Genomic DNA, 24,161 nt, shown 5'->3' with positions numbered 1-24,161 from the left:
TTTATAGAATAAACTAGTAAAAACCAATCCACCTTCCCACTATCCTTCTCCTATAAAAAGTGGTAAAATGGAGGACAGAAAGAAGGAACTGATATGACAACATTATTTTCAAAAATCAAAGAAGTAACAGAACTTGCTGCGATCTCAGGTCATGAAGCGCCTGTCCGTGCCTATCTCCGTGAAAAGTTGACTCCGCATGTGGATGAAGTTGTGACAGATGGCTTGGGCGGTATTTTCGGGATTAAACATTCAGAAGCTACCGATGCGCCCCGTGTTTTAGTCGCTTCTCATATGGACGAAGTTGGCTTTATGGTCAGCGAGATTAAGCCAGATGGAACCTTCCGTGTCGTTGAAATCGGTGGTTGGAACCCCATGGTGGTTAGTAGCCAACGCTTTAAACTCTTTACTCGTGATGGTCGTGAAATTCCCGTGATCTCAGGTTCTGTACCGCCACATTTGACTCGTGGAACAGGTGGACCAACCATGCCAGCTATTGCAGATATCGTCTTTGATGGTGGTTTTGCAGATAAGGCTGAAGCAGAAAGTTTTGGCATCCGTCCTGGAGACACTATCGTTCCAGATAGTAGTGCAATCTTGACAGCCAATGAGAAAAATATCATATCCAAAGCTTGGGACAATCGCTACGGTGTTCTCATGGTGAGCGAGTTGGCAGAAGCCTTGTCAGGTCAAAAACTCGGCAATGAACTCTATCTGGGTTCTAACGTCCAAGAAGAAGTGGGTCTCCGTGGTGCCCATACTTCCACAACCAAGTTTGACCCAGAAGTCTTTCTGGCAGTTGATTGTTCGCCTGCTGGTGATGTTTATGGAGGTCAAGGCAAGATTGGGGATGGAACCTTGATTCGTTTCTACGATCCAGGTCACTTGCTTCTCCCAGGAATGAAGGATTTCCTTTTGACAACGGCTGAAGAAGCTGGTATCAAGTACCAATACTACTGTGGTAAAGGCGGAACGGACGCTGGCGCAGCCCATCTGAAAAATGGAGGTGTTCCATCTACAACTATCGGTGTCTGTGCTCGTTATATCCATTCTCACCAAACTCTCTACGCGATGGATGACTTCCTAGAAGCTCAAGCCTTCTTGCAAGCCTTGGTGAAAAAATTGGATCGTTCAACGGTTGATTTGATTAAAAATTATTAAACATAAGGGAGGTTGCTCGGGATGGCAGAACCAAATCTAGAAAGCTTAATAAAAGACCTCTACAACCATGCTCGTCAGGGCTTGAGTGATGAGTTAGTCGCTGCTCTCCTAGAGACTGCTAAAAAACTGCCTACTACAAATGAGCAATTGCTGGCAGTCCGTCTCTCAGGCTTGGTCAATCTTGAACTGTTCAGAAATCCCAAACACCCAGCACCTGAATTGATCAACTTGGCTCGCTTTATCAAAAGAGAAGAAGCCAAGTACAGAGGAACCGCGATTTCTGCTATTATGTTTGGTGAACTCTTTAAAATGCTTTGATTCCATTGTGAATCAAAGCATTTTTTATATGTCAGAAAAGCCATTCTTGATTAAGAGACGAAAAAACCACCTAAGTCAAGGTGGCTTCTTACTTATTAAATCTGTTCGGCGATGACCTTTTCAGCTAGGTTCATAGCATGGTCAGACACACGAGTGTAGTGGGAAATGATGTCGATAAAGTTGACCCCGGCTTGTGTTGAACACTCACCTTTATTGAGGCGTTTGATATGGGTCTTTCTGAGAATGCGTTCCATATTGTTAATCTCTTTATGGCGCTCAATCAGGCTTTGAGCCTTTTCAATGTCATTGTTTTCGACACTATCAAGGGCATCTTTGATAAACTCAGTAGTTTTTTGATAGATATCAGCTAATTCCTCTAGAGCAGCTTCAGAAAAATGAACATCTTTGCGTTGGAGATAGTCTGTTAGGTTAAGCAAACCTTCTGCGTGGTCCCCAATCCGTTCCAAATCACGAGATGAATCCAGAATGTTAGTCAAGACTTCACTTTCCTTTTGACTCAAGGATTCGCTTGAGAGTCTGATGAGGTAACGAGTGAGTTTTTCATCGATGGTATTGATGGCCTCCTCTGTTTTGTGTCCTTTTTCAGCTACCTTTTCATCCAAACTGATGATATAATTATAAGAAAGGTCAAAAGCTTTAGCTGCATAGTTCCCTAAGTGCAAGAGTTCTTTTTTTGCATTTCCTAGTGCGATAGAAGGAGATTGCTGGATAAGTTGTTCGTCGAGATAAAGAGGCTCGTACTTGACAACCTCATCTTCCCCAGGGATGAGCTTGGTTACAAAGTAAGCCAAGGCACCGATGAATGGAAATTGTACAACAGTATTACTTACGTTAAAGGCACCGTGAGAGAAGGCAATAGTCATCTCAGGTGAGAGGTGAAGGAGTGCCTGGAAGTACTCGATCATGGACGTAAATGGGCCTAATAAGATTAAGCAAAGAATAGTTCCTAGAACGTTAAAGGTAACGTGGGTTGCTGCAACGCGCTTTGCAGAGACATTGGCTCCAGCTGCGGCAATAATAACGGTTAAGGTTGTCCCGATATTATCCCCGAAGAGAACTGGTAGTGAACCTTTAAGATCAAGGAAGCCACCTGCATAGAGACCTTGTAGAATCCCGATTGTCGCAGAAGAAGCTTGGATGAGGACGGTAATCACTGCACCGGCTACCACTCCTAAAATAGGATTTTGTCCTAAGGTTACCATGTATTCCTTGAATTGTGGTAAATCTTTAAGTGGGCTCATACCGGCACTGATGAGGTTGAGGGCGTAGAAGATTCCCCCTACACCAAACAGGATGCGTCCGATATTGTTTGCTGTTCTGTTTTTTGTAAAGAATAGGAACATGGTTCCAAGGAAAATCAAGGGCAAAGCGTATTCACCCAGTTTGAAACCGATGATAAAGGAAGTAACGGTGGTTCCAATATTGGCTCCCATGATAATTCCGATAGCCTGTCTAAGAGTTAGAAGACTAGCGCTGACCAGCCCAACCGTGATAACTGTAACCCCTGTACTTGACTGAATCAGGGCAGTCACGACAATCCCGACTAGAACACCTAAAAAGGGGTTGCTGGTGTACTTGTCAATGTAAAAACGAAGGCGATCTCCAGCAGCTTGTTGCAAACCGTCTCCCATGGTCTTAATACTGTATAAAAACAGTCCTAGACCTCCTAAAAAGTGAAATAAAATTTCCTGCCAATTAATGGACATTTCTTTTTCCTCCGAAAAATAATAACGGAATTTCTCCTATTCTATTTTAAAGGATAAAAGTAAATCTCACAAGTGTTTTCTTAATCTTTTAGTAAGAAATTGCTAACTTTTTTAAATTTCTTCCTTAAATAGAGTTCTTACCTTAAGTATAAATGTCTGCAAGGATTCTATCCAAATTTAACTGTTTTTTATCCTAGTTATAGTTTTTGTGTCAAATAGATTGACATCGCTTTCATATAAGATAGAATGAAGATAATCCTGTTCTGATGGTATGCCATGAGAACAGTTGCTTTTTATCTAAAAAAGTAAAGCGCTTACTTTATGTTTTATTAGGAGGATAAGATGAAAGATCTATTTTTTGAAAAACGTTGCCGTTACAGTATTCGTAAGCTATCAATCGGAGCTTGTTCCTTGATGATTGGTTCAGCTCTATTTGCGAGCCCGGCTCTTGCAGAACAGGTCGCTGTCCCTGAGGCAGTCGCAAATACGAGCGCCCAAGCTACAAGCGCTAGTGAAACAGCGAGTCCATATACTGCTGCTCTCGAAAAACAATTAGAGGAAACTGAAAACAAGGTAGCTGAGCAACCCATTTCAGAAAACACTCCAGCAATAGCTGATTTGGTCAATGAAAAAGAAGAGGCAAAGCCAGCTTCGACAGATAAAGCTGAAAAACCTACTCAACCAACTGATAAAGAAGAAGCCAAACCGGAGGAAGTTCCTCAGGTGGTTGACAATAAAACAGACAAACCAAGTTTAGCAGACGTTCCTAAAAATGAAGAAAAGAGTCTCCGACCAAAAGAAATCAAATTTGATACTTGGGAAGATTTGTTAAAATGGGAACCGGGTACGCGTGAGGATGATCCTATTAACCGTTCCTCAGTTGAACTCGCCAAGCGCCATAGAGGTCAGTTAGTTAACGAAAAAGCAAGCAGAAGAGCTAAAGTTCAGGCGCTAGCAAATACCAACTCAAAGGCTAAAGACCACGCTTCTGTTGGTGGAGAAGAATTCAAGGCCTACGCCTTTGATTACTGGCAATACTTGGATTCAATGGTCTTCTGGGAAGGCCTAGTCCCAACTCCAGACGTCATTGATGCCGGGCACCGCAACGGAGTTCCCGTTTATGGAACACTTTTCTTCAACTGGTCAAACAGCATTGCCGACCAAGAGAAGTTTGCTGAGGCTTTGAAGCAAGATGAGGATGGCAGCTTTCCAATTGCACGAAAACTCGTCGATCTCGCTAAATACTATGGCTTTGATGGCTATTTCATCAACCAAGAAACAACGGGGGAATTGGTAGCACCTCTTGGTGAAAAGATGCGCCAGTTCATGCTCTATACAAAAGAATACGCGGCTAAAGTCAACCACCCAATCAAGTATGCTTGGTATGATGCCATGACCTACAAATATGGCCGTTACCACGAAGATGGTCTAGGTGATTACAACTACCAGTTCATGCAAAAAGAAGGTGACAAAGTCCCTGCAGATCAATTTTTTGCCAATTTCAACTGGAACAAGGAAAAGAATGACCACTCCGTAGAGATGGCAAAATGGCTAGAGCGTAGCCAATATGATGTCTTTGCAGGCTTGGAATTGCAACAAGGTGGTTCTTATAAGACCAAGGTCAAATGGGATGCTCTATTAGATGAAAAAGGCAAGTTGCGTTTGTCACTTGGACTTTTTGCGCCGGATACGATTACCAGTCTAGGAAAAACAGGTGAAGATTACCACAAGAACGAGGACATCTTCTTCACAGGCTACCAAGGAGATCCAACGGCTCAAAAACCAGGTGATAAAGAGTGGTATGGAATTGCCAATTTAGTTGCGGATCGCACTCCAGCAGTAGGTCGGACCTTCACTACCTCTTTTAATACAGGTCATGGTAGAAAGTGGTTTGTAGACGGTAAAGTTTCTAAGGATTCTGAGTGGAACTATCGTTCGGTTTCAGGTGTCTTGCCAACATGGCGCTGGTGGCAGACTTCGACAGGGGAAAAACTCCATGCAGAATATGACTTTACAGATGCATATAATGGTGGGAACTCCCTTAAATTCTCAGGTGATGTAGCTGGTAAGACGGACCAGGATGTGAATTTGTATTCTACTAAACTAGAAGTAACGGAGAAAACCAAACTCCGTGTTGCCCACAAGGGAGGAAAAGGCTCTAAAGTTTATATGGCCTTCTCTACGACTCCAGACTACAAATTTGAGGATGCAGCTGCATGGAAAGAACTGACTCTCTCTGATGACTGGAAGAATGAAGAATTTGACCTCAGCTCACTAGCAGGTAAAACCATCTATGCAGTCAAACTCTTCTTCGAGCATGAAGGAGCTGTAAAAGATTATCAGTTTAACCTAGGACAATTAACAATTTCAGACAGTCACCAAGCACCGCAAGCGCCTACAGGTCTCTCTGTGGTGAAGCAATCTCTTAAGAATGCCCAAGAAGCTGAAGCAGTGGTTCAATTTTCGGGTAACCAAGATGCAGATTTCTATGAAGTCTACGAAAAAGATGGAGATAACTGGCGTTTGTTGACAGGATCATCTGCTTCAACCATCTACTTGCCAAAAGTTAGCCGTTCTGCTAATGCGACTGGTACGACTCAAGAATTGAAGGTCGTTGCAGTTGGTAAAAATGGCCTTCGTTCCGAAGCTGCGACGGCATCCTTTAACTGGGGGATGACAGTTCAGGATACGACTCTTCCAAGACCTTTAGCTGAAAATATCGTTCCAGGTGCAAAGGTTATTGGTAGCACTTTCCCAAATACTGAAGGTGGAGAAGGTATTGAAGGTATGTTGAACGGTACGATTACAAGTCTGTCAGACAAGTGGTCTTCAGGACAATTGAGCGGTAGTGTGGATATTCGCTTGACCAAGCCACGTACCGTTGTTAGATGGGTCATGGATCATGCGGGAGCTGGTGGAGAATCCGTAAACGACGGTTTGATGAACACCAAGGACTTTGATCTTTACTACAAGGATACAGATGGCGAGTGGAAACTAGCTAAGGAAGTCCGTGGCAATAAAGCGCACGTGACGGATATCACTCTTGATAAACCAATCACCGCCCAAGACTGGCGTTTGCATGTCATTACATCTGATAACGGAACACCTTGGAAAGCCATTCGTATCTACAACTGGAAGATGTACGAAACCTTGGACACAGAAAGTCAAAATATTCCAATGGCTAAGGTAGCTGCTCGTTCACTTGGAAACCATCAAGTTCAACTTGGTTTCTCTGATGTTCCAGCGGGTGCAACTATCACCGTTTACGACAAGGCAGATTCACAAACACCAATTGCAACCTTGAAGTCTGAAACTGGAGGCGACTTGGCAACAGCACCATTGGGCTTTGACAAGCAACCAACTCTCCTCTACTATCGTACCCAACTACCTGGCAAAGAAATCAGTAACACCTTGGCAGTAGCAATTCCGCAGGATGAGAGAAAAATTGCTGCAGTTAGCCTTGAAAAAGGACCTAAGAAGATAGTTTACAAAGAGGGAGAAAAACTTGACCTTAGAGGTGGGACTCTCCGTGTTCAATACGAAGGGGGACAAGCCGATGAGCTGATCAACCTTACTCACTCAGGTGTGACAGTATCTGGCTACAACGCTCATCAAAAAGGGGAACAAAAGCTCACAGTTAGCTATCTTGGACTTCCAGTAAGCGGTGACTTGAAGGTACAAGTGACTGGTCAAGATGAAGGAAAACCAAAGGAAGTAGCAGGTCTGTACATTACTCAGAAACCGAAAACGGACTATCTAGTAGGAGAGCAACTGGATCTTGCAGAAGGGCGCTTCGGCGTTCTCTATGATGATGAGACAGAAGAAAGCCATGCCTTCACAGATCAAGGTGTTGAAATTACGGGCTACGATGCTCAAAAGACTGGTCGTCAGACCTTGACCCTTCATTACAAGGGACACACAGCTGAGTTCGATGTCTTGGTTTCTCCAAAGACTGCAGTCAATGATGAGTACCTCAAACAAGAAATCACTGCTGCCCAAGGTCGCCAGTCAACCCTTGCCTACACCTTCTCAAGTGAGGACAAACAAGCAACACTAGTAGAGAAGCTCACTGCAGCGAAAGCAGTAGCAGAAAACCACAATGCTAGCCAAGAAGAAGTCAACCGGGCTTTGAATGAGTTGAAACAAGCAGGAGCAGACCTGGATGGAAATCAACGTTATCAAACTGCTAGAGAAGAATTGGAAGGCTTGTTGACAAAAGTTCGTGAAAAAGATTCTCAAGCTGAGTTGATTGCCCAAGCAGAAGCTTTGTTATCTTCACAAACGCCAACTCCTCAAGCGTTTGCGGAAATGAAAGAAAAGCTGAATAAGAAACTAGCTCCTGCAGAAGAAAGTCACCACGTTGGTAGCATGGATCCAAATGAAGTAGCTCCAACAGTTGAAGTCCTCCCTGAACTAGTTGTTGAAACTGAAACAACAGCCTATGAACACCAGGAGCGACCAAACGCCGAGCTTCTCAAAGGACAACGCCAGCTAGTTCAAGCTGGAGTTGAAGGTCAAGTTCGTCGCTTTGTAGAAGTAGATATCCAAGGTAAACGCACTCTTCGTTCGACTGAGGTAGTCAAGGAAGCAATCCCAGAAATCACCGAAGTTGGTACAAAAGTTCTATCAAGCAACCAACCAGCTGAAGGTGTGAAAGATTTAGTTCTCGAGAAACCAACTCTTGAAATTGAAGAAAAACCACTTGCCTTCGAACGTCAAGAACGACTAAATTCAGCTATCCTCAAAGGCCAGCGCCGTGTTGTGCAAGCAGGAGTTGAAGGCCAAGTTCGTCGCTTTGTAGAAGTTGATGCTCAGGGCAAACACACCCTTCATTCGACTGAGGTTCTCAAGGAAGCTCTTCCAGAAATTGTTGAAGTAGGAACGAAAGAGGAGCAAGTCTCACAAACAAGGGACCAAGCTCTTTCAGTAGCACCAGCAAAAGTTGAAGAAACAAGCAAAGAGCTTCCAAATACGGGAGCGACAAAAGATGCTAGTCTAGTAGCGCTGGGACTCCTCGGAGTAATGAGTGGCTACGGCTTGCTTGCTGGAAAGAAGAGAGAAGACTAATCAGATTTACGAATCTTGGATTTTCTCATAAAAATAAAAAACAAGGTTTGACTGTAGATTAGTCAGACCTTGTTTTTAGTTTTGAAATTGAAGAGTAAATTTGAAGCTAGATTTTTGTTATTCAATTCCTTGGATAAATTTTTGGAAACGATAGGTGTCGAAATAAATATTGGATGCAACTAATTTATCAAATTCATCGAATTTCAGAAATTCTGCGACATCCAGTTCTAGTTCTTTTCCTTGAGGAGAATGTAGACGGTAGCGATTTAAAGCTGAGACTGTTCGACCATCAACAAGTAATTGCTTCACTTCAAGATGCTGGCTCAAAGCATAGAATTGGCCTGCGCCTTGCAAATAAACATCACGTCCTTGTCGAATTTTTATACTATCGCACATGCCATAGTCAAAGTTTTCAGCTACGAAACCTTCCCAGCCTCCCTCATTTACTGCCGTAAAATAGCTTTCTGCAAGTGTTTTTGTATCCATTTGGAACCTCCTGTAAAATAATTGGGCTATGATGAATATCACGAAATATTTTGCCCACTTAAGAGTATACAAAAGGAAATATGACTACAGGTTGTCATATTGCTGAAGATTTTTTTTGAGAGTACTGACCAGTAGAGTTTGTAAGTGATTTGGAGATACGACCTTTACTTGATAACCAAAGCTTAATAGTAAATCAAAAAACGAAGGAGTTAAAGTTCTAAATGCCTGAACTTTTATTATTTCATCCTCGACTCTGATTTCTTCTCTTTGCCCCTCCACTTTATTTTTGGGCGGATTTAAAAAAAACTCTAACTTTTCTTGAGATAAACGTGGATAATCGAATGATTTATCTTTTATCTCCACTGATTCTAGTTCTCGAATTCGAGTTAATTTAAAAATACGAAAATCTAATTTTTCTAAGCAGTAACCGATAACATACCAAGCATTCAGTTTATAGATCAATCTGTATGGGATAATGGTTCGCTGACTTTTTTCTTGTTTTTTCGAATAGTAAGAAAAAGAAATCATCTGTTCAGTTTGTATCGCTTCCTCAATTTCTAGTAAATAATTTGTATTAAGAGTCCAGGAACTGAGATCAAAGTAAAAAGGACTGTTTGCTCTTGTAATTTCTTGAGAAGACAGCTTGTGTTCGATACTGTCAAGACTTGAATGACCAACGATTTTACTAACATTTTGGCTCATATTAATGATAAACTGTCTCTCTTCCTCAGTGAAAAAGTTCCTGTCTATCTTATAGTCGCTTGGTATATAGAAACCTCCCTTATCTCCGCGTTCTGAATAGATTGGGATCCCCGCTAAACTGAGTGTATCCATGTCTCTATATACAGTTCGAGTAGATATTTCAAACCTATCTGCAATCTCTTTAGCTATTATTCTCTTCTTATTTAAAAGAGACAGTAAAATATAGATTAGTCTTTCTAATTTCATCGTAGCAATTCCCCTTCTTTTAATTTCAAATAGCACAAACTGAAGAAACTATTTTAGTTATATTGTATAATAAGAAACCTAGCAATTCAAAAAGAAGGACTGTAGAGTTTAGAATATTAAGGATTAAAATCTTAGAAAAAGGATAGTATAGAAATAATTAGGCAGATCAATCAAGAATTTGCCTAAATTATTCCAACCGAATTATGTGAAGATTACTATTTCCCGCACTGCAATCCTAGGTTTTTAGGTTAATAAATAGAAGAAAGAACTCGAAAAGTTTAGGGTTTTGCTATCTCTTTTGTTGATTTTGTGATATAATTAACACGTATAAAAAAAGAAGGAGTCATATCTAATGGCAAAATTGACTGTTAAAGACGTTGACTTGAAAGGGAAAAAAGTTCTCGTTCGTGTTGACTTCAACGTACCTGTTAAAGATGGCGTGATTACCAATGACAACCGTATCACTGCAGCTCTTCCAACTATCAAGTACATCCTTGAACAAGGTGGACGTGCAATCCTCTTCTCTCACCTTGGACGTGTAAAAGAAGAAGCAGACAAAGAAGGTAAATCACTTGCTCCTGTAGCTGCTGACTTGGCTGCTAAATTGGGACAAGAAGTTAAATTTATCCCAGGTGTTACACGTGGTGCTGAATTGGAAGCCGCTGTTAACGCTCTTGAAGATGGACAAGTTCTCTTGGTTGAAAACACTCGTTTCGAAGATGTTGATGGCAAGAAAGAATCTAAAAATGATCCTGAACTTGGTAAATACTGGGCATCACTTGGAGATGGCATCTTCGTAAACGATGCATTCGGTACAGCTCACCGTGCACACGCATCTAACGTTGGTATCTCAGCAAACGTTGAAAAAGCAGTTGCTGGATTCCTTCTTGAAAATGAAATTGCCTACATCCAAGAAGCAGTTGAAGCTCCAGAACGTCCATTCGTGGCTATCCTTGGTGGTTCAAAAGTTTCAGACAAGATCGGTGTTATCGAAAACTTGCTTGAAAAAGCTGATAAAGTTCTTATCGGTGGTGGGATGACTTACACATTCTACAAAGCTCAAGGTATCGAAATCGGTAACTCACTTGTAGAAGAAGACAAATTGGATGTCGCTAAAGCTCTTCTTGAAAAAGCAAACGGCAAATTGATCTTGCCAGTTGACTCAAAAGAAGCAAACGCATTTGCTGACTACACTGAAGTACGTGATACTGAAGGTGAAGCAGTAGATCCAGGCTTCCTTGGTTTGGACATCGGTCCTAAATCTATCGCTAAGTTTGACGAAGCCTTGACGGGTGCCAAAACAGTTGTATGGAACGGACCTATGGGTGTGTTTGAAAACCCTGACTTCCAAGCTGGTACAATCGGTGTGATGGACGCTATCGTGAAACAACCAGGCGTGAAATCAATCATCGGTGGTGGTGACTCAGCTGCCGCAGCTATCAACCTTGGTCGCGCAGACAAGTTCTCATGGATCTCTACAGGTGGTGGAGCGTCAATGGAACTTCTTGAAGGTAAAGTTCTTCCAGGATTGGCTGCGCTTACAGAAAAATAAGTTTTCTTAAATGAAACGATGAAAAGAGGAACTCTGTTTCCTCTTTTTTATAGTCTAAATTAAAAACGCTTCCGATTGATTTTGGCTCATAAAATCAACTAAATTATGATAAAATGGAAATAGAAAGTTGAGATTATGAGTTATTTTAAAAAATATAAATTTGATAAGTCACAGTTCAAGCTTGGTCTACGAACCTTTAAAACCGGAATTGCTGTTTTTCTAGTTCTCTTAATCTTTGGTTTTTTTGGCTGGAAGGGACTGCAAATCGGGGCTTTGACAGCGGTCTTCAGTCTACGAGAAAGTTTTGATAAGAGCGTCCATTTTGGAACTTCGCGTATCTTAGGAAATAGCATCGGAGGTTTTTATGCTCTTGTCTTTTTCCTCTTAAATACCTTATTTCAAGAAGCTTTTTGGGTAACCTTGCTGATTGTGCCAATTTGCACCATGTTAACCATTATGACAAATGTTGCTATGAACAACAAGGCAGGAGTTATTGGTGGTGTAGCAGCTATGTTGATCATTACCTTATCAATACCGAGCGGAGAAACATTTTTGTACGTGTTTGCGCGTGTATTTGAAACATTTATGGGAGTTTTTGTCGCAATCCTTGTAAATTATGATATTGAGCAACTGAAACTCTTTTGGGAGAAAAAAAGAAAATAATGTTACATTTTGTGACATTATTCGTTGACGTATGTCTTTTTTTAGACTATAATAGACAGGAAGAAGGAAATTGTAAATGAAGGAAAGAGAATTTCGCCGAAATATGGCTGTTTTTCCTATCGGCAGTGTTATGAAATTGACCGATCTCTCGGCGCGTCAGATTCGTTATTATGAAGATCAAGAGTTGATAAAGCCTGATCGAAACGAAGGGAACCGTCGCATGTATTCTTTGAATGATATGGATCGTCTACTTGAAATCAAAGATTATATCTCTGAAGGTCATAATATTGCTGCGATTAAGAAAAAATATGCTGAACGCGAGGCGAAGTCCAAAAAAGCCGTGAGTCAGACGGAAGTGCGTCGTGCACTTCACAATGAACTCCTCCAGCAGGGGCGCTTTGCTTCAGTACGGTCACCCTTTGGTCGCGGTTAGGCAACCGCAAGTAGTCATATATTAAGGAGAAAACCCATGCCAATCACAGCTGCAGATATTCGTCGTGAAGTCAAGGAAAAAAATGTTACCTTTATCCGTCTCATGTTTTCAGATATTCTGGGAACCATGAAAAACGTCGAAATTCCTGCTACAGATGAACAGTTAGATAAGGTCTTGTCAAACAAAGCCATGTTTGATGGATCTTCTATTGAAGGTTTTGTACGTATCAATGAATCAGATATGTACTTGTATCCAGACTTGGACACATGGACAGTCTTCCCTTGGGGAGATGAAAATGGAAGTGTTGCAGGTTTGATCTGTGATGTCTATACAACAGAGGGTGAGCCATTTGCAGGTGACCCTCGTGGTAATTTGAAGCGTGCACTTCGTCATATGGAGGAAGTAGGATTTAAATCCTTCAACCTTGGACCAGAACCAGAATTCTTCCTATTTAAACTGGATGAAAATGGTGATCCGACTCTTGAGGTAAATGACAAGGGTGGATACTTTGATTTGGCCCCTACTGACCTTGCAGACAATACGCGTCGTGAAATCGTGAATGTCTTGACCAAAATGGGATTTGAAGTAGAAGCAAGTCACCATGAGGTTGCGGTTGGACAACATGAAATTGACTTCAAATATGATGAAGTCCTCCGTGCCTGTGACAAGATTCAAATCTTTAAACTTGTTGTTAAAACCATCGCTCGCAAACATGGTCTTTACGCAACCTTTATGGCGAAACCAAAATTTGGTATTGCCGGATCAGGTATGCACTGCAATATGTCTTTGTTTGATGCAGAAGGAAATAATGCCTTCTTTGATCCAAATGATCCCAAAGGAATGCAGTTATCTGAAACGGCCTATCATTTCCTTGGTGGTTTGATCAAGCATGCCTACAACTATACTGCCATCATGAACCCAACAGTTAACTCATACAAACGTTTGGTTCCAGGTTATGAAGCGCCTGTTTACATTGCTTGGGCCGGTCGTAACCGTTCGCCACTTGTGCGCGTGCCTGCTTCACGTGGTATGGGAACTCGTCTTGAGTTGCGTTCAGTGGATCCGATGGCAAACCCATACATCGCTATGGCGGTTCTTTTGGAAGTTGGTTTGCATGGTATTGAAAACAAAATCGAAGCACCAGCTCCGATTGAAGAAAATATCTACATCATGACAGCAGAAGAGCGTAAGGAAGCTGGAATCACAGACCTTCCATCAACTCTTCACAACGCCTTGAAAGCTTTGACAGAAGATGAAGTGGTCAAGGCTGCCCTAGGTGACCACATCTACACTAGTTTCCTTGAGGCTAAACGTATCGAGTGGGCTAGCTACGCAACCTTTGTGTCACAATGGGAAGTTGATAACTATCTAGACCTTTACTAATATAGAAGAAAGATTGCCTGAGGGCGGTCTTTTTTTCTTGCATTTTATATCGAACTGTGATATATTTTATATAACGAGATGCGATATATCGAACTAAATAGAAGGTGTGATTAAATGGAATTAACAGATAAGATCAGGCGTGTTTACCTTCCCATGACTGAAACGGGTTTTTATATCTTGTTTTGTCTACAGAAGGAGAACCATGGATATGGTATTACACAAAAGGTCAAGGAGATGACAGATTCGCAAGTTTCGATTAGTCCAGGGACCATGTATGGGACCTTGTCAAAGATGGAAAAGGATGGCTTGATTTCCTTTGTCCGAGAAGAGGAGAAACGGAAAATCTATCAAATAACAGATTTGGGACGAAAAGTCTTAGATATTGAATTGAAACGTATTGAACGACTCTACAGAAACAGTCGGGAGGAAGGATGATGGAAAAGAAGGTTGTTTATAGAATTACTACCATTGCGGATTATGATAGAGAGGCTTTATACCTTGCGGAAATGCATGCTAAGGGCTGGAGGCTTAAGGAAGTAAGCTACTCTAACTTAGTAGTTGCAGTTAAGTACACTTTTGAAAAGTGCCAACCGGAGCAGGTGTCTTATCAGTTGGACTTTTATCCCATGAAAAAATCTGAGAGAGCCTCCTATTTACAACTATTTAAAGACTGTGGCTGGGAGCATATTACAGACTTTAATGGCTTTTCCTACTTTAGAAAGCTTCGTTCTGGAATTGAGTTGGATGCCGAGTTTGAAATCTATAATGACGCTACTGGGAAGTTAGCCATGGTCAAACGGATTTTAATAATGCGGATGCTACCTATTTTGATTCTTTTTTCAGCTCTACTACCGGTTTTCTCAAAGTTTCTCAGTGGAGGTAGTTCTTTCAGTTGGGTAATGTTTTTGATTGTTATTATGGATTGTGTTTTATTGATAGTTTTTACGATTCAGATTTTTTATATTTTTTGGAAATTGTTCCAAAAGTGGAAAGAATTATCTGATAGCTGAAACAATACTTGTTTTCTGATTTGGAGGTCAGGCAATGAATAGCAAAGTACAATTTCGGATTTTCACCGTTGTTGATTTGGACAAGGAAGAAGATTATTTACATGAGATGCACTTGAAAGGCTGGAGATATAGAACTAGTCGTTTTGGTTTTTTCTATTTTGAGCAATGTCAATCGGACGATGTCATCTATCGTATCTATGATTCTAGATTTCTTAGAAAGCATAAGCATGAACTGCAAGAATTTATAAATAGAGGTTGGGAATTGATAGAAACAGGTTCTTGTTTGATTCTTCGTAAATCATCTTCAGATATACTTCCAGAGGATCAAGTCTATATGACTAATGGTCTCAGATGGGAGGTAATGTGTTCTAGACTTCGTTCCTGTACAGCTGCTTTCTCAGGTGGTTTTGTTGTTTGTATGAGTTTATTTAAAGAAGAACTTTCTATGTCTTTCTTTATTATTTTCTTGTTATATGCTTTTCTGATTTCTTATCTAATCTATGGTTTTTTCAGACTTAAAAGGAAATACCAAGTGGATGAAAAGTGAGATTCTAGGTCCTCAGACTGATTTTTAGCACTCTTAATAAAAGAGTGCTAATTTTTTGAGTTTTTGTCTTGACATTCTCTTTCAAGGGTGTATAATAGAATCATGAGTTAGCACTTGGGTGCATAGAGTGCTAATCGATCAGACAGAGAGGAGTGATGAGATGGTTACAGAGCGTCAGCAGGACATTTTAAATATGATTATTGACATCTTTACCAAAACGCACGAACCTGTCGGATCCAAAGCCTTGCAAGAGTCTATTAACTCTAGCAGTGCAACCATTCGTAATGACATGGCGGCTCTAGAAAAGCAAGGTTTGCTTGAAAAGGCGCATACTTCCAGTGGCCGGATGCCAAGTGTTGCTGGTTTTCAGTACTATGTGAAACACTCATTGGATTTTGACCGGCTGGCTGAAAATGAGGTCTATGAGATTGTCAAAGCCTTTGATCAGGAATTTTTCAAGCTAGAGGATATTCTACAAGAGGCTGCTAATGTCTTGACAGAATTGAGTGGCTGCACAGTTGTAGCGCTAGATGTTGAGCCGAGCAGGCAACGGTTGACAGCCTTTGATATCGTTGTTTTGGGACAACATACAGCCTTGGCAGTATTTACCCTAGACGAGTCGCGAACGGTTACCAGTCAGTTTTTGATCCCAAGAAACTTCTTGCAGGAGGATTTGCTGAAGCTTAAGGCAATCATTCAGGAACGTTTCCTAGGTCACACCGTTCTAGATATTCACTACAAGATTCGGACGGAGATTCCGCAGATTATCCAGCGTTACTTCACAACAACGGACAATGTCATGGATCTCTTTGAACACATCTTTAAAGAAATGTTCAATGAAAATATTGTAGTGTCGGGCAAGGTCAATCTCTTGAATTTTGCCAATCTCGCATCCTATCAGTTCTTTGACCAACCACAGAAAGTGGCTCTGGAGATTCGTGAGGGTCTGCATGAAGATCAGATGCAAAGCGTCCGTGTTGCGGACAGTCAAGAATCCTGTCTAGCTGATCTAGCAGTGATTAGCAGTAAGTTCCTCATTCCTTATCGAGGATTTGGAATTCTTGCCATTATCGGTCCGGTTAATCTGGATTACCAGCAATTGGTCAATCAACTCAATGTTGTCAATCGAGTACTAACTATGAAACTCACAGATTTCTATCGCTATTTGAGTAGTAATCATTATGAGGTGGGTTGAATATGAAATTACATAAATTCCTAAAAAGGAGGCGAAAAATGTCTGAGGAAATAAAAAACGAAGAAGTAAAAGAAGAGGAAGTTGTGGAAACAGCTGAAGAAACAACTCCTGAAAAGTCGGAATTAGACTTGGCAAATGAACGCGCGGATGAGTTTGAAAATAAATACCTTCGTGCTCATGCAGAAATGCAAAATATTCAACGTCGTGCCAATGAAGAGCGTCAAAACTTGCAACGCTATCGTAGTCAAGACTTGGCAAAAGCAATCTTACCATCGCTCGACAACCTAGAACGTGCACTAGCAGTTGAAGGTTTGACAGATGATGTGAAGAAGGGCTTGGAAATGGTGCAAGAAAGCTTGATTCACGCTTTGAAAGAAGAGGGAATCGAAGAAATCGCAGCGGACGGAGAGTTTGACCATAATTACCATATGGCCATCCAAACTCTCCCAGCAGACGACGAACACCCAGCAGATACCATCGCCCAAGTCTTCCAAAAAGGCTACAAACTCCATGACCGCATCCTACGCCCAGCTATGGTGGTGGTGTATAACTAGGCAATTCTGACGGTTGCTGAAGCAACTCGTCAGAAAACGGCAATCGCTATGGCGTTTGCCTAGCCTCCTTACTAACTCGTCGTCGAAATAAAATCGATTTCGACTTCTCGTGTCGCACCATAAATACATTGAAATCTTGTCCGAAACGACAATAAACTATGAAGAAAGATAAGAAAGTAGTTCAGCTTTGCAATAGTGAGCGAAGTGAACAAAAGATGATACTCTTCGCCGTGGCGCTATTTGCGCAAACTTTGAGACCTTAGGCTCAAAGTTTAGTCAAAGAGATTGACGAAGTCAAGCTCTGACGGCGCCGCCACCTAAGAAGAGTATCAAAAAGAAAGAATATAAAATTTAAGGAGAAAAACACATGTCTAAAATTATCGGTATTGACTTAGGTACAACAAACTCAGCAGTTGCAGTTCTTGAAGGAACTGAAAGCAAAATCATCGCAAACCCAGAAGGAAACCGCACAACTCCATCTGTAGTATCATTCAAAAACGGTGAAATCATCGTTGGTGACGCTGCGAAACGTCAAGCAGTCACAAACCCAGATACAGTTATCTCTATCAAGTCTAAGATGGGAACTTCTGAAAAAGTTTCTGCAAATGGAAAAGAATACACTCCACAAGAAATCTCAGCTATGATCCTTCAATACTTGAAAGGCTACGCTGAAGATTACCTTGGTGAAAAAGTAACTAAAGCAGTTATCACAGTTCCAGCTTACTTCAACGATGCTCAACGTCAAGCAACTAAAGACGCTGGTAAAATCGCTGGTCTTGAAGTAGAACGTATCGTCAACGAACCAACTGCAGCAGCTCTTGCTTACGGTTTGGACAAGACTGACAAAGAAGAAAAAATCTTGGTATTCGACCTTGGTGGTGGTACATTCGACGTATCTATCCTTGAATTGGGTGACGGTGTTTTCGATGTATTGTCAACTGCAGGGGACAACAAACTTGGTGGTGACGACTTTGACCAAAAAATCATCGACCACTTGGTAACAGAATTCAAGAAAGAAAACGGTATTGACTTGTCTACTGACAAGATGGCAATGCAACGTTTGAAAGATGCGGCTGAAAAAGCTAAGAAAGACCTTTCTGGTGTAACTTCAACACAAATCAGCTTGCCATTCATCACTGCTGGTGAAACTGGACCTCTTCACTTGGAAATGACTTTGACTCGTGCGAAATTTGACGATTTGACTCGTGATCTTGTTGAACGTACAAAAGTTCCAGTTCGTCAAGCCCTTTCAGATGCAGGTTTGAGCTTGTCAGAAATCGATGAAGTCATCCTTGTTGGTGGTTCAACTCGTATCCCAGCCGTTGTAGAAGCTGTTAAGGCTGAAACTGGTAAAGAACCAAACAAATCAGTAAACCCTGACGAAGTTGTTGCCATGGGTGCTGCCATCCAAGGTGGTGTGATCACTGGTGATGTTAAAGACGTTGTCCTTCTTGACGTAACGCCATTATCACTCGGTATCGAAACAATGGGTGGAGTATTTACAAAACTTATCGATCGCAACACTACTATTCCAACATCTAAGTCACAAGTCTTCTCAACAGCAGCAGACAACCAACCAGCCGTTGATATCCACGTTCTTCAAGGTGAACGCCCAATGGCAGCAGATAACAAGACTCTTGGACGTTTCCAATTGACTGATATCCCAGCTGCACCTCGTGGTATCCCACAAATCGAAGTAACATTTGATATCGATAAGAACGGTATCGTGTCTGTTAAGGCTAAAGATCTTGGAACTCAAAAAGAACAAACAATTGTTATCCAATCAAACTCAGGTTTGACAGACGAAGAAATCGACCGCATGATGAAAGATGCAGAAGCAAACGCTGAAGCAGATAAGAAACGTAAGGAAGAAGTAGATCTTCGTAACGAAGTAGACCAAGCTATCTTTGCGACTGAAAAGACCATCAAGGAAACTGAAGGCAAAGGCTTCGACGCAGAACGCGACGCTGCCCAAGCTGCCCTTGATGAGCTTAAGAAAGCCCAAGAAGACAACAACTTGGACGAAATGAAAGCGAAACTCGAAGCTTTGAACGAAAAAGCTCAAGGCCTTGCTGTTAAACTCTACGAACAAGCCGCAGCAGCTCAACAAGCTCAAGCAGGAGCAGAAGGCGCACAAACAACAGGAAACGCAGGCGATGACGTCGTAGACGGAGAGTTTACGGAAAAATAGGCGGTGAGACAGAACTAAAAATTGAAAGTTTTTAGTTCGTAGTCGAACCCCCACGAGGATGATTAGGATTTTTGGGAGTCTGAAAGACGAACCTAAAATCCTATCAGCTACCGCGTTAAAAATTTTTCAAAAAGTATCGTTTCGAAAATCTCACGTCGTAATGATAAGAAGAAATCCAGAGGTTGCAACCCAGCCTCTGTTTTTCGGTAAAAAGGGACTGAACCTGATTTGTTTGGGTCTTGTCTCATCAATATAAAAGAAAGGAATTGAACCCGACCTAAATTCTCGGAAAAAAGATAAATCTGCCTAGGAGCATCGCTCCAGCGTCAGATTTCCTATTTTTCAGTCGAATTTTACGGTCTTGGTATCTTGTATGAACAATACTGAATTTTATGATCGTCTGGGGGTGTCAAAAAACGCTTCGGCAGACGAGATCAAAAAGGCTTATCGTAAGCTTTCCAAAAAATATCACCCAGATATCAACAAGGAGCCTGGTGCTGAGGAAAAGTACAAGGAAGTTCAAGAAGCCTATGAGACTTTGAGTGACGACCAAAAACGTGCAGCCTACGACCAATATGGTGCTGCAGGTGCCAACGGTGGCTTTGGTGGTGCTGGTGGTTTCGGTGGCTTTGACGGAGCAGGTGGCTTCGGTGGTTTTGAAGATATCTTCTCAAGTTTTTTCGGAGGAGGCGGAGCTTCGCGCAATCCAAACGCTCCTCGTCAAGGGGATGACCTCCAGTATCGTGTGAACTTGACCTTTGAAGAGGCTATCTTCGGAACGGAAAAAGAAGTCAAATACAATCGTGAAGCAAGCTGTCGTACATGTAACGGATCTGGTGCTAAACCAGGGACAAGTCCAGTCACTTGTGGACGCTGTCATGGCGCTGGTGTCATTAACGTCGATACGCAGACTCCTCTTGGTATGATGCGTCGCCAAGTAACCTGTGATGTCTGTCATGGTCGTGGAAAAGAAATCAAAGACCCATGTACAACTTGTCACGGTACAGGTCATGAAAAACAAGCTCATAGTGTACATGTGAAAATCCCTGCTGGTGTGGAAACAGGCCAACAAATCCGCCTAGCTGGTCAAGGTGAAGCTGGCTTTAACGGTGGACCTTACGGAGACTTGTATGTAGTGGTTTCTGTGGAAGCTAGTGATAAGTTTGAACGTGAAGGAACGACTATTTTCTACAATCTGAACCTCAACTTTGTCCAAGCAGCTCTTGGTGATACTGTGGAAATTCCAACCGTGCATGGAGATGTTGAATTGGTTATTCCGGAGGGAACTCAGACTGGTAAGAAATTCCGCCTACGGGGCAAGGGAGCACCGAGCCTTCGTGGTGGTGCTGTTGGTGACCAATACGTCACTGTTAATGTCGTGACTCCGACAGGCTTGAATGATCGCCAAAAAGCAGCGCTTAAAGAATTCGCAGCTGCAGGTGACTTGAAAGTCAATCCAAAGAAAAAAGGCTTCTTTGACCATATAAAAGATGCCTTTGAAGGAGAATAAAGTAAAAAGAGCCTCAAGGCTCTTTTTTGTATAATTTTGGGAAATTTAGTATCGAAAAATCATTTTCCAGTTAGTCTACTATCTATACTTTTGAGTGAGCAAGCCAGCCTCATCCATCTCTTGGATGAGTTGCTTGATTTCCGCTTCTTTGCCAGGCTTAATAGTAATAGTATCAATGTGTTTGATTGCCGAGTTATCTTGAATATCCACTAAGGTCAAAGCTTTTTCATAGAATGCAATTCCCTTTTTAAGATTTTCCTGATCTTTCCAATTTAGAATTGTGTAAGAAGAATTTGATTTCTTTCCTTTTTCTTGGAAATACTTCTCACTTTCCTTTTCTAAAAATTGTATTAAACCATGATTGAACAAGTTGTCTCCTACCTTATAGTATGAAATATCCCCTGCCTGTAGGACATAGACTTCCAGTCGGTTTTTGGTGAGTTTTGGACTTTCTTTTAGGACGGGGTGACTATTGATAACCTCATCTGAGAAAGTAACATAGAAATTTAAGCCTCCACCCTCGAATTGATACCTTCCATTTGATTCTACTTTCTCAGGAGGCATGTCAAGAGAGATAAATATTTGTTTTAAGGATTCATTTCCTTTTTGGATGTCACTCGGTGAGGCCTTGAAAAGATTCATCAGTAGTAGAAATGCTAGAGCCGTCAGAAGGCAGAGACAGCCACAAGGGATCGCGATGACCTTCGCTAGAACTTTTAAAAACTGTTTCACTTTCATTCCCTCCCTTTTCTGTTCGAATCTAGTAACCCAAAAAGGATTTAAGGAAACTTGGAGGCTCTCTTATTCTTGTTTTTCTTCTTGGAGGACCGCCATTCTAGTTTGAAAATCCTTTTCCAAGACTTTGAATTTATAGGTTAAATCTTTTTGGTATTCCTTGATAAGGGATTTTTGTTGGTCGATGATTTGTAGGCTGTTTTGGATGATATCCAAATCATCTTTGATAGCTTCGACGCGGTCAGTTGTATCTAGCACTTCATCCTGAATGGCTTGGCGATTTTTCACGACAAAATAACTTCCAGCTGCAGCTCCTGCAAATAGCAATAGATTGGATAGTTTCATGGCAACTCCTTAAGCATTTTTAATGGTTTCAGCGACTTGGGCGAGTTTGTCAAAGTCTGGTTCGTGGGCGATAAAGTCAATCTTAAGGTCATCTTCTGCACTGTAGCGAGGTACGAGGTGCACGTGTGTATGAAAGACCGTTTGACCCGCGACTTCCTCGCAGTTGGCGATGATATTCATACCAGCAGCTTTGGTAGCTTTCATAACTTTTTGAGCTACTAGTGGCACTTGGGCAAAGAGTTGGCTGGCACTTGCTGCATCCATCTCCAAAAGATTGCGATAGTGTTCTTTTGGTACAATGAGGGTGTGTCCAGGCGTTACTTGAGAGATATCAAGAAAGGCAAGAACCTGCTCATCCTCGTATACTTTTGAAGCAGGAATCTCCCCTGCGATGATTTTACAAAAAATGCAATCTGACATAAAATCCACCTCTACTGTATTGAATTTTGATATAATATAGCTACATTATACCAGATTCGGAGAAAATATGTTAGAAATTAAAAACCTGACAGGAGGCTATGTTCACGTTCCTGTCTTGAAAGATGTGTCCTTTACAGTTGAAAGTGGGCAGTTGGTTGGTTTGATTGGTCTCAATGGTGCTGGGAAATCAACGACTATCAATGAGATTATCGGTCTTTTGACGCCTTACAGTGGGGAAATCAAGATTAATGGCCTAACCCTGCGAGAAGATGCAACCAACTACCGCAAGCAGATTGGCTACATCCCAGAAACGCCTAGCTTGTATGAAGAACTGACCCTCAGAGAGCATATCGAGACGGTTGCTATGGCTTATGGTATCGATCAGAAAGTGGCTTTTGAGCGTGTAGAACCTTTGTTAAAGATGTTTCGTCTGGATCAAAAATTAGACTGGTTTCCTGTCCATTTCTCAAAAGGAATGAAGCAGAAGGTTATGATTATCTGTGCTTTTGTCGTGGATCCGAGTCTTTTCATCGTAGATGAACCTTTCCTTGGGCTCGATCCGCTGGCTATCTCTGACTTGATTCATCTTTTGGAAGTGGAAAAGCAAAAAGGCAAGTCCATTCTAATGAGTACCCACGTGCTGGACTCGGCGGAGAAGATGTGTGACGCCTTTGTTATTCTCCACAAGGGGGAGGTGAGGGCTCAGGGGAACCTCCAGAAACTCCGTGAAGCCTTTGACATGCCTGAAGCTAGTTTGAATGACATTTACCTGGCTCTGACCAAAGAGGAGGAGCTATGAAAGACTTGTTTTTAAAGAGAAAGCAGGCTTTTCGTAAGGAATGTGTCGGTTATCTGCGTTATGTTCTCAATGACCACTTTGTCTTGTTCCTGCTTGTTCTGCTGGGATTTCTAGCTTACCAGTACAGTCAACTCTTGCAAGATTTTCCTGAAAATCATTGGCCTATTCTCTTGTTTTTGGGGATTGTCTCTGCCTTGCTTTTAGCTTGGGGAGGAATCGCGACCTACATGGAAGTACCTGACAAACTCTTTCTCTTAGTCAGTGAAGAGGAGATCATGTCCCACCTCAAAGGGCAGACGGTGCGCTCACTGGTCTTTTGGCTATTGGTACAGACTCTCTGCTTACTTCTTTTTGCGCCCTTATTTTTAGCCATGGGCTATGGTTTGCCAGTCTTTCTCATCTATGTGCTTTTATTGGGAACTGGGAAATACCTGATTTTTCGTCAAAAAGTTAGTAAATTTTTTACTGGGAACGGAATTGACTGGGACTATGTCATTGCCCAAGAAAGCAAGCGCAAGCAAGTCTTGCTTCGTTTCTTTGCTCTCTTTACGCAGGTCAAGGGCGTTTCAAATAGTGTCAAACGTCGCGCTTATCTGGATTTTATCCTAAAAGCAGTTCAGAAAGTGCCGAGCAAGATTTGGCAAAACCTCTATCTCCGTTCTTACCTGCGAAATGGAGACCTCTTTGCCCTTAGTCTCCGCCTTTTGCTCCTATCCTTGTTAGCACTAGTCTTTATCGAGCAAGCTTGGATTGCGATGGCAGTGGTGATTCTATTTAACTACCTCTTGCTCTTCCAATTGCTAGCCCTCTATCACGCCTTTGATTACCAATACTTGACCCAGCTCTTCCCACTAGACAAGGGACAAAAGGAAAGAGGGTTGCAGGCTGTAGTCAGAGGATTGACCAGTTTCGTCTTGATAGTGGAATTAGTCGTCGGCCTTGTGACTTTCCAAGAAAAACAGGCCCTCCTAGCCTTGCTGGGTGCTGGTTTAGTTTTACAAGTCTTGTACTTGCCTTATCAGGTGAAACGTCAGATGCAGGACTAAAACTTATAAGATTAGATAAAAAAATAAGTTGAGTACAAGTTCACTCAACTTATTTTATTTACGTATATTCAATG

General features: G+C 41.8%; 22 protein-coding genes. 16 read left to right on the top strand and 6 right to left on the bottom strand.

Features of this window, described 5'->3' with window-relative positions; translation table 11 throughout:
- The first annotated feature begins 93 nt into the window (after positions 1 to 93).
- The gene (gene pepA / locus I6G42_RS00245; RefSeq protein ID WP_038804539.1) at positions 94 to 1,158 is read left to right on the top strand and encodes a glutamyl aminopeptidase; all 1,065 of its coding nucleotides are present in this window, start codon (positions 94 to 96) and stop codon (positions 1,156 to 1,158) included.
- A gap of 21 nt (positions 1,159 to 1,179) precedes the next feature.
- The gene (locus I6G42_RS00240; RefSeq protein WP_038804538.1) at positions 1,180 to 1,476 is read left to right on the top strand and encodes an enterocin immunity protein; all 297 of its coding nucleotides are present in this window, start codon (positions 1,180 to 1,182) and stop codon (positions 1,474 to 1,476) included.
- Positions 1,477 to 1,571: 95 nt separating this feature from the next.
- Here I6G42_RS00240 and I6G42_RS00235 read toward each other — a convergent pair whose 3' ends face one another.
- Positions 1,572 to 3,203, bottom strand: coding sequence for a Na/Pi cotransporter family protein (locus I6G42_RS00235; protein ID WP_038804537.1), 1,632 nt, complete (start codon positions 3,201 to 3,203; stop codon positions 1,572 to 1,574).
- A 342-nt stretch (positions 3,204 to 3,545) separates the two neighbouring features.
- Here I6G42_RS00235 and I6G42_RS00230 point away from each other — a divergent pair, with 342 nt between their 5' ends.
- Positions 3,546 to 8,270, top strand: a complete 4,725-nt coding sequence (locus I6G42_RS00230; protein WP_038804536.1) for an endo-beta-N-acetylglucosaminidase — start codon at positions 3,546 to 3,548, stop codon at positions 8,268 to 8,270.
- Positions 8,271 to 8,387: 117 nt separating this feature from the next.
- Here I6G42_RS00230 and I6G42_RS00225 read toward each other — a convergent pair whose 3' ends face one another.
- On the bottom strand, positions 8,388 to 8,756 hold the full coding sequence (locus tag I6G42_RS00225) for a nuclear transport factor 2 family protein (RefSeq protein ID WP_038804535.1): 369 nt from the start codon (positions 8,754 to 8,756) through the stop codon (positions 8,388 to 8,390).
- An 84-nt stretch (positions 8,757 to 8,840) separates the two neighbouring features.
- A complete protein-coding gene (locus I6G42_RS00220; protein WP_038804534.1) occupies positions 8,841 to 9,704 on the bottom strand; it encodes a helix-turn-helix transcriptional regulator in 864 nt (287 codons plus the stop codon).
- A gap of 352 nt (positions 9,705 to 10,056) precedes the next feature.
- Between I6G42_RS00220 and I6G42_RS00215 the strand changes: the two genes are divergently transcribed.
- From I6G42_RS00215 to dnaJ, 11 genes are all read left to right on the top strand, one after another.
- A complete protein-coding gene (locus I6G42_RS00215) occupies positions 10,057 to 11,256 on the top strand; it encodes a phosphoglycerate kinase (protein ID WP_038804533.1) in 1,200 nt (399 codons plus the stop codon).
- Positions 11,257 to 11,391: 135 nt separating this feature from the next.
- The gene (locus I6G42_RS00210) at positions 11,392 to 11,919 is read left to right on the top strand and encodes an FUSC family protein (protein WP_038804532.1); all 528 of its coding nucleotides are present in this window, start codon (positions 11,392 to 11,394) and stop codon (positions 11,917 to 11,919) included.
- A 76-nt stretch (positions 11,920 to 11,995) separates the two neighbouring features.
- Positions 11,996 to 12,352, top strand: coding sequence for a transcriptional repressor GlnR (gene glnR / locus I6G42_RS00205; protein WP_000664333.1), 357 nt, complete (start codon positions 11,996 to 11,998; stop codon positions 12,350 to 12,352).
- A gap of 36 nt (positions 12,353 to 12,388) precedes the next feature.
- Positions 12,389 to 13,735 carry a type I glutamate--ammonia ligase gene (glnA, locus tag I6G42_RS00200; protein WP_001122884.1) on the top strand — a complete coding sequence of 449 codons (1,347 nt, stop codon included), beginning with the start codon at positions 12,389 to 12,391 and terminating at the stop codon, positions 13,733 to 13,735.
- 114 nt (positions 13,736 to 13,849) lie between these two features.
- Positions 13,850 to 14,170, top strand: coding sequence for a PadR family transcriptional regulator (locus I6G42_RS00195; RefSeq protein WP_000423979.1), 321 nt, complete (start codon positions 13,850 to 13,852; stop codon positions 14,168 to 14,170).
- Positions 14,170 to 14,745: a DUF2812 domain-containing protein gene (locus I6G42_RS00190; RefSeq protein WP_038804531.1), complete on the top strand. Its 576-nt coding sequence runs from the start codon at positions 14,170 to 14,172 to the stop codon at positions 14,743 to 14,745. Before I6G42_RS00195 ends, I6G42_RS00190 begins: the two co-directional genes overlap by 1 nt.
- Before the next feature lie 34 nt (positions 14,746 to 14,779).
- Positions 14,780 to 15,292 (top strand): DUF2812 domain-containing protein, encoded by a 513-nt coding sequence (locus I6G42_RS00185; RefSeq protein ID WP_038804530.1) that lies wholly within the window; start codon positions 14,780 to 14,782, stop codon positions 15,290 to 15,292.
- Between the two features lie 160 nt (positions 15,293 to 15,452).
- A complete protein-coding gene (gene hrcA / locus I6G42_RS00180) occupies positions 15,453 to 16,487 on the top strand; it encodes a heat-inducible transcriptional repressor HrcA (protein WP_038804529.1) in 1,035 nt (344 codons plus the stop codon).
- A 38-nt stretch (positions 16,488 to 16,525) separates the two neighbouring features.
- Positions 16,526 to 17,041 (top strand): nucleotide exchange factor GrpE, encoded by a 516-nt coding sequence (gene grpE, locus I6G42_RS00175; protein WP_038804528.1) that lies wholly within the window; start codon positions 16,526 to 16,528, stop codon positions 17,039 to 17,041.
- A gap of 367 nt (positions 17,042 to 17,408) precedes the next feature.
- Positions 17,409 to 19,232, top strand: a complete 1,824-nt coding sequence (gene dnaK / locus I6G42_RS00170; protein WP_038804527.1) for a molecular chaperone DnaK — start codon at positions 17,409 to 17,411, stop codon at positions 19,230 to 19,232.
- A 373-nt stretch (positions 19,233 to 19,605) separates the two neighbouring features.
- Positions 19,606 to 20,742 (top strand): molecular chaperone DnaJ, encoded by a 1,137-nt coding sequence (dnaJ, locus tag I6G42_RS00165; RefSeq protein ID WP_001066316.1) that lies wholly within the window; start codon positions 19,606 to 19,608, stop codon positions 20,740 to 20,742.
- A gap of 78 nt (positions 20,743 to 20,820) precedes the next feature.
- Here the strand turns inward: dnaJ and I6G42_RS00160 are convergent, their stop codons facing one another.
- The 3 genes from I6G42_RS00160 to I6G42_RS00150 all read right to left on the bottom strand — a co-directional run bounded on the left by I6G42_RS00160 (position 20,821) and on the right by I6G42_RS00150 (position 22,242).
- A complete protein-coding gene (locus I6G42_RS00160) occupies positions 20,821 to 21,480 on the bottom strand; it encodes a hypothetical protein (protein ID WP_038804526.1) in 660 nt (219 codons plus the stop codon).
- A 63-nt stretch (positions 21,481 to 21,543) separates the two neighbouring features.
- On the bottom strand, positions 21,544 to 21,822 hold the full coding sequence (locus I6G42_RS00155; RefSeq protein ID WP_000777742.1) for a hypothetical protein: 279 nt from the start codon (positions 21,820 to 21,822) through the stop codon (positions 21,544 to 21,546).
- 9 nt (positions 21,823 to 21,831) lie between these two features.
- The gene (locus I6G42_RS00150; protein WP_038804524.1) at positions 21,832 to 22,242 is read right to left on the bottom strand and encodes an HIT family protein; all 411 of its coding nucleotides are present in this window, start codon (positions 22,240 to 22,242) and stop codon (positions 21,832 to 21,834) included.
- A gap of 67 nt (positions 22,243 to 22,309) precedes the next feature.
- Between I6G42_RS00150 and I6G42_RS00145 the strand changes: the two genes are divergently transcribed.
- Both I6G42_RS00145 and I6G42_RS00140 read left to right on the top strand, forming a co-directional pair.
- On the top strand, positions 22,310 to 23,041 hold the full coding sequence (locus I6G42_RS00145; RefSeq protein WP_038804523.1) for an ABC transporter ATP-binding protein: 732 nt from the start codon (positions 22,310 to 22,312) through the stop codon (positions 23,039 to 23,041).
- Complete coding sequence (locus I6G42_RS00140; protein ID WP_038804522.1) at positions 23,038 to 24,087, top strand: ABC transporter permease; 1,050 nt, start codon at positions 23,038 to 23,040, stop codon at positions 24,085 to 24,087. The genes I6G42_RS00145 and I6G42_RS00140 overlap by 4 nt, the downstream gene beginning before the upstream one ends.
- The last annotated feature ends 74 nt before the right edge of the window (positions 24,088 to 24,161 follow it).

It is taken from the genome of Streptococcus oralis, assembly GCF_016028255.1.
GTDB classification, from domain to species: Bacteria; Bacillota; Bacilli; order Lactobacillales; family Streptococcaceae; genus Streptococcus; species Streptococcus oralis_AC.
This window is presented reverse-complemented; position numbering and strand designations above follow the sequence as displayed.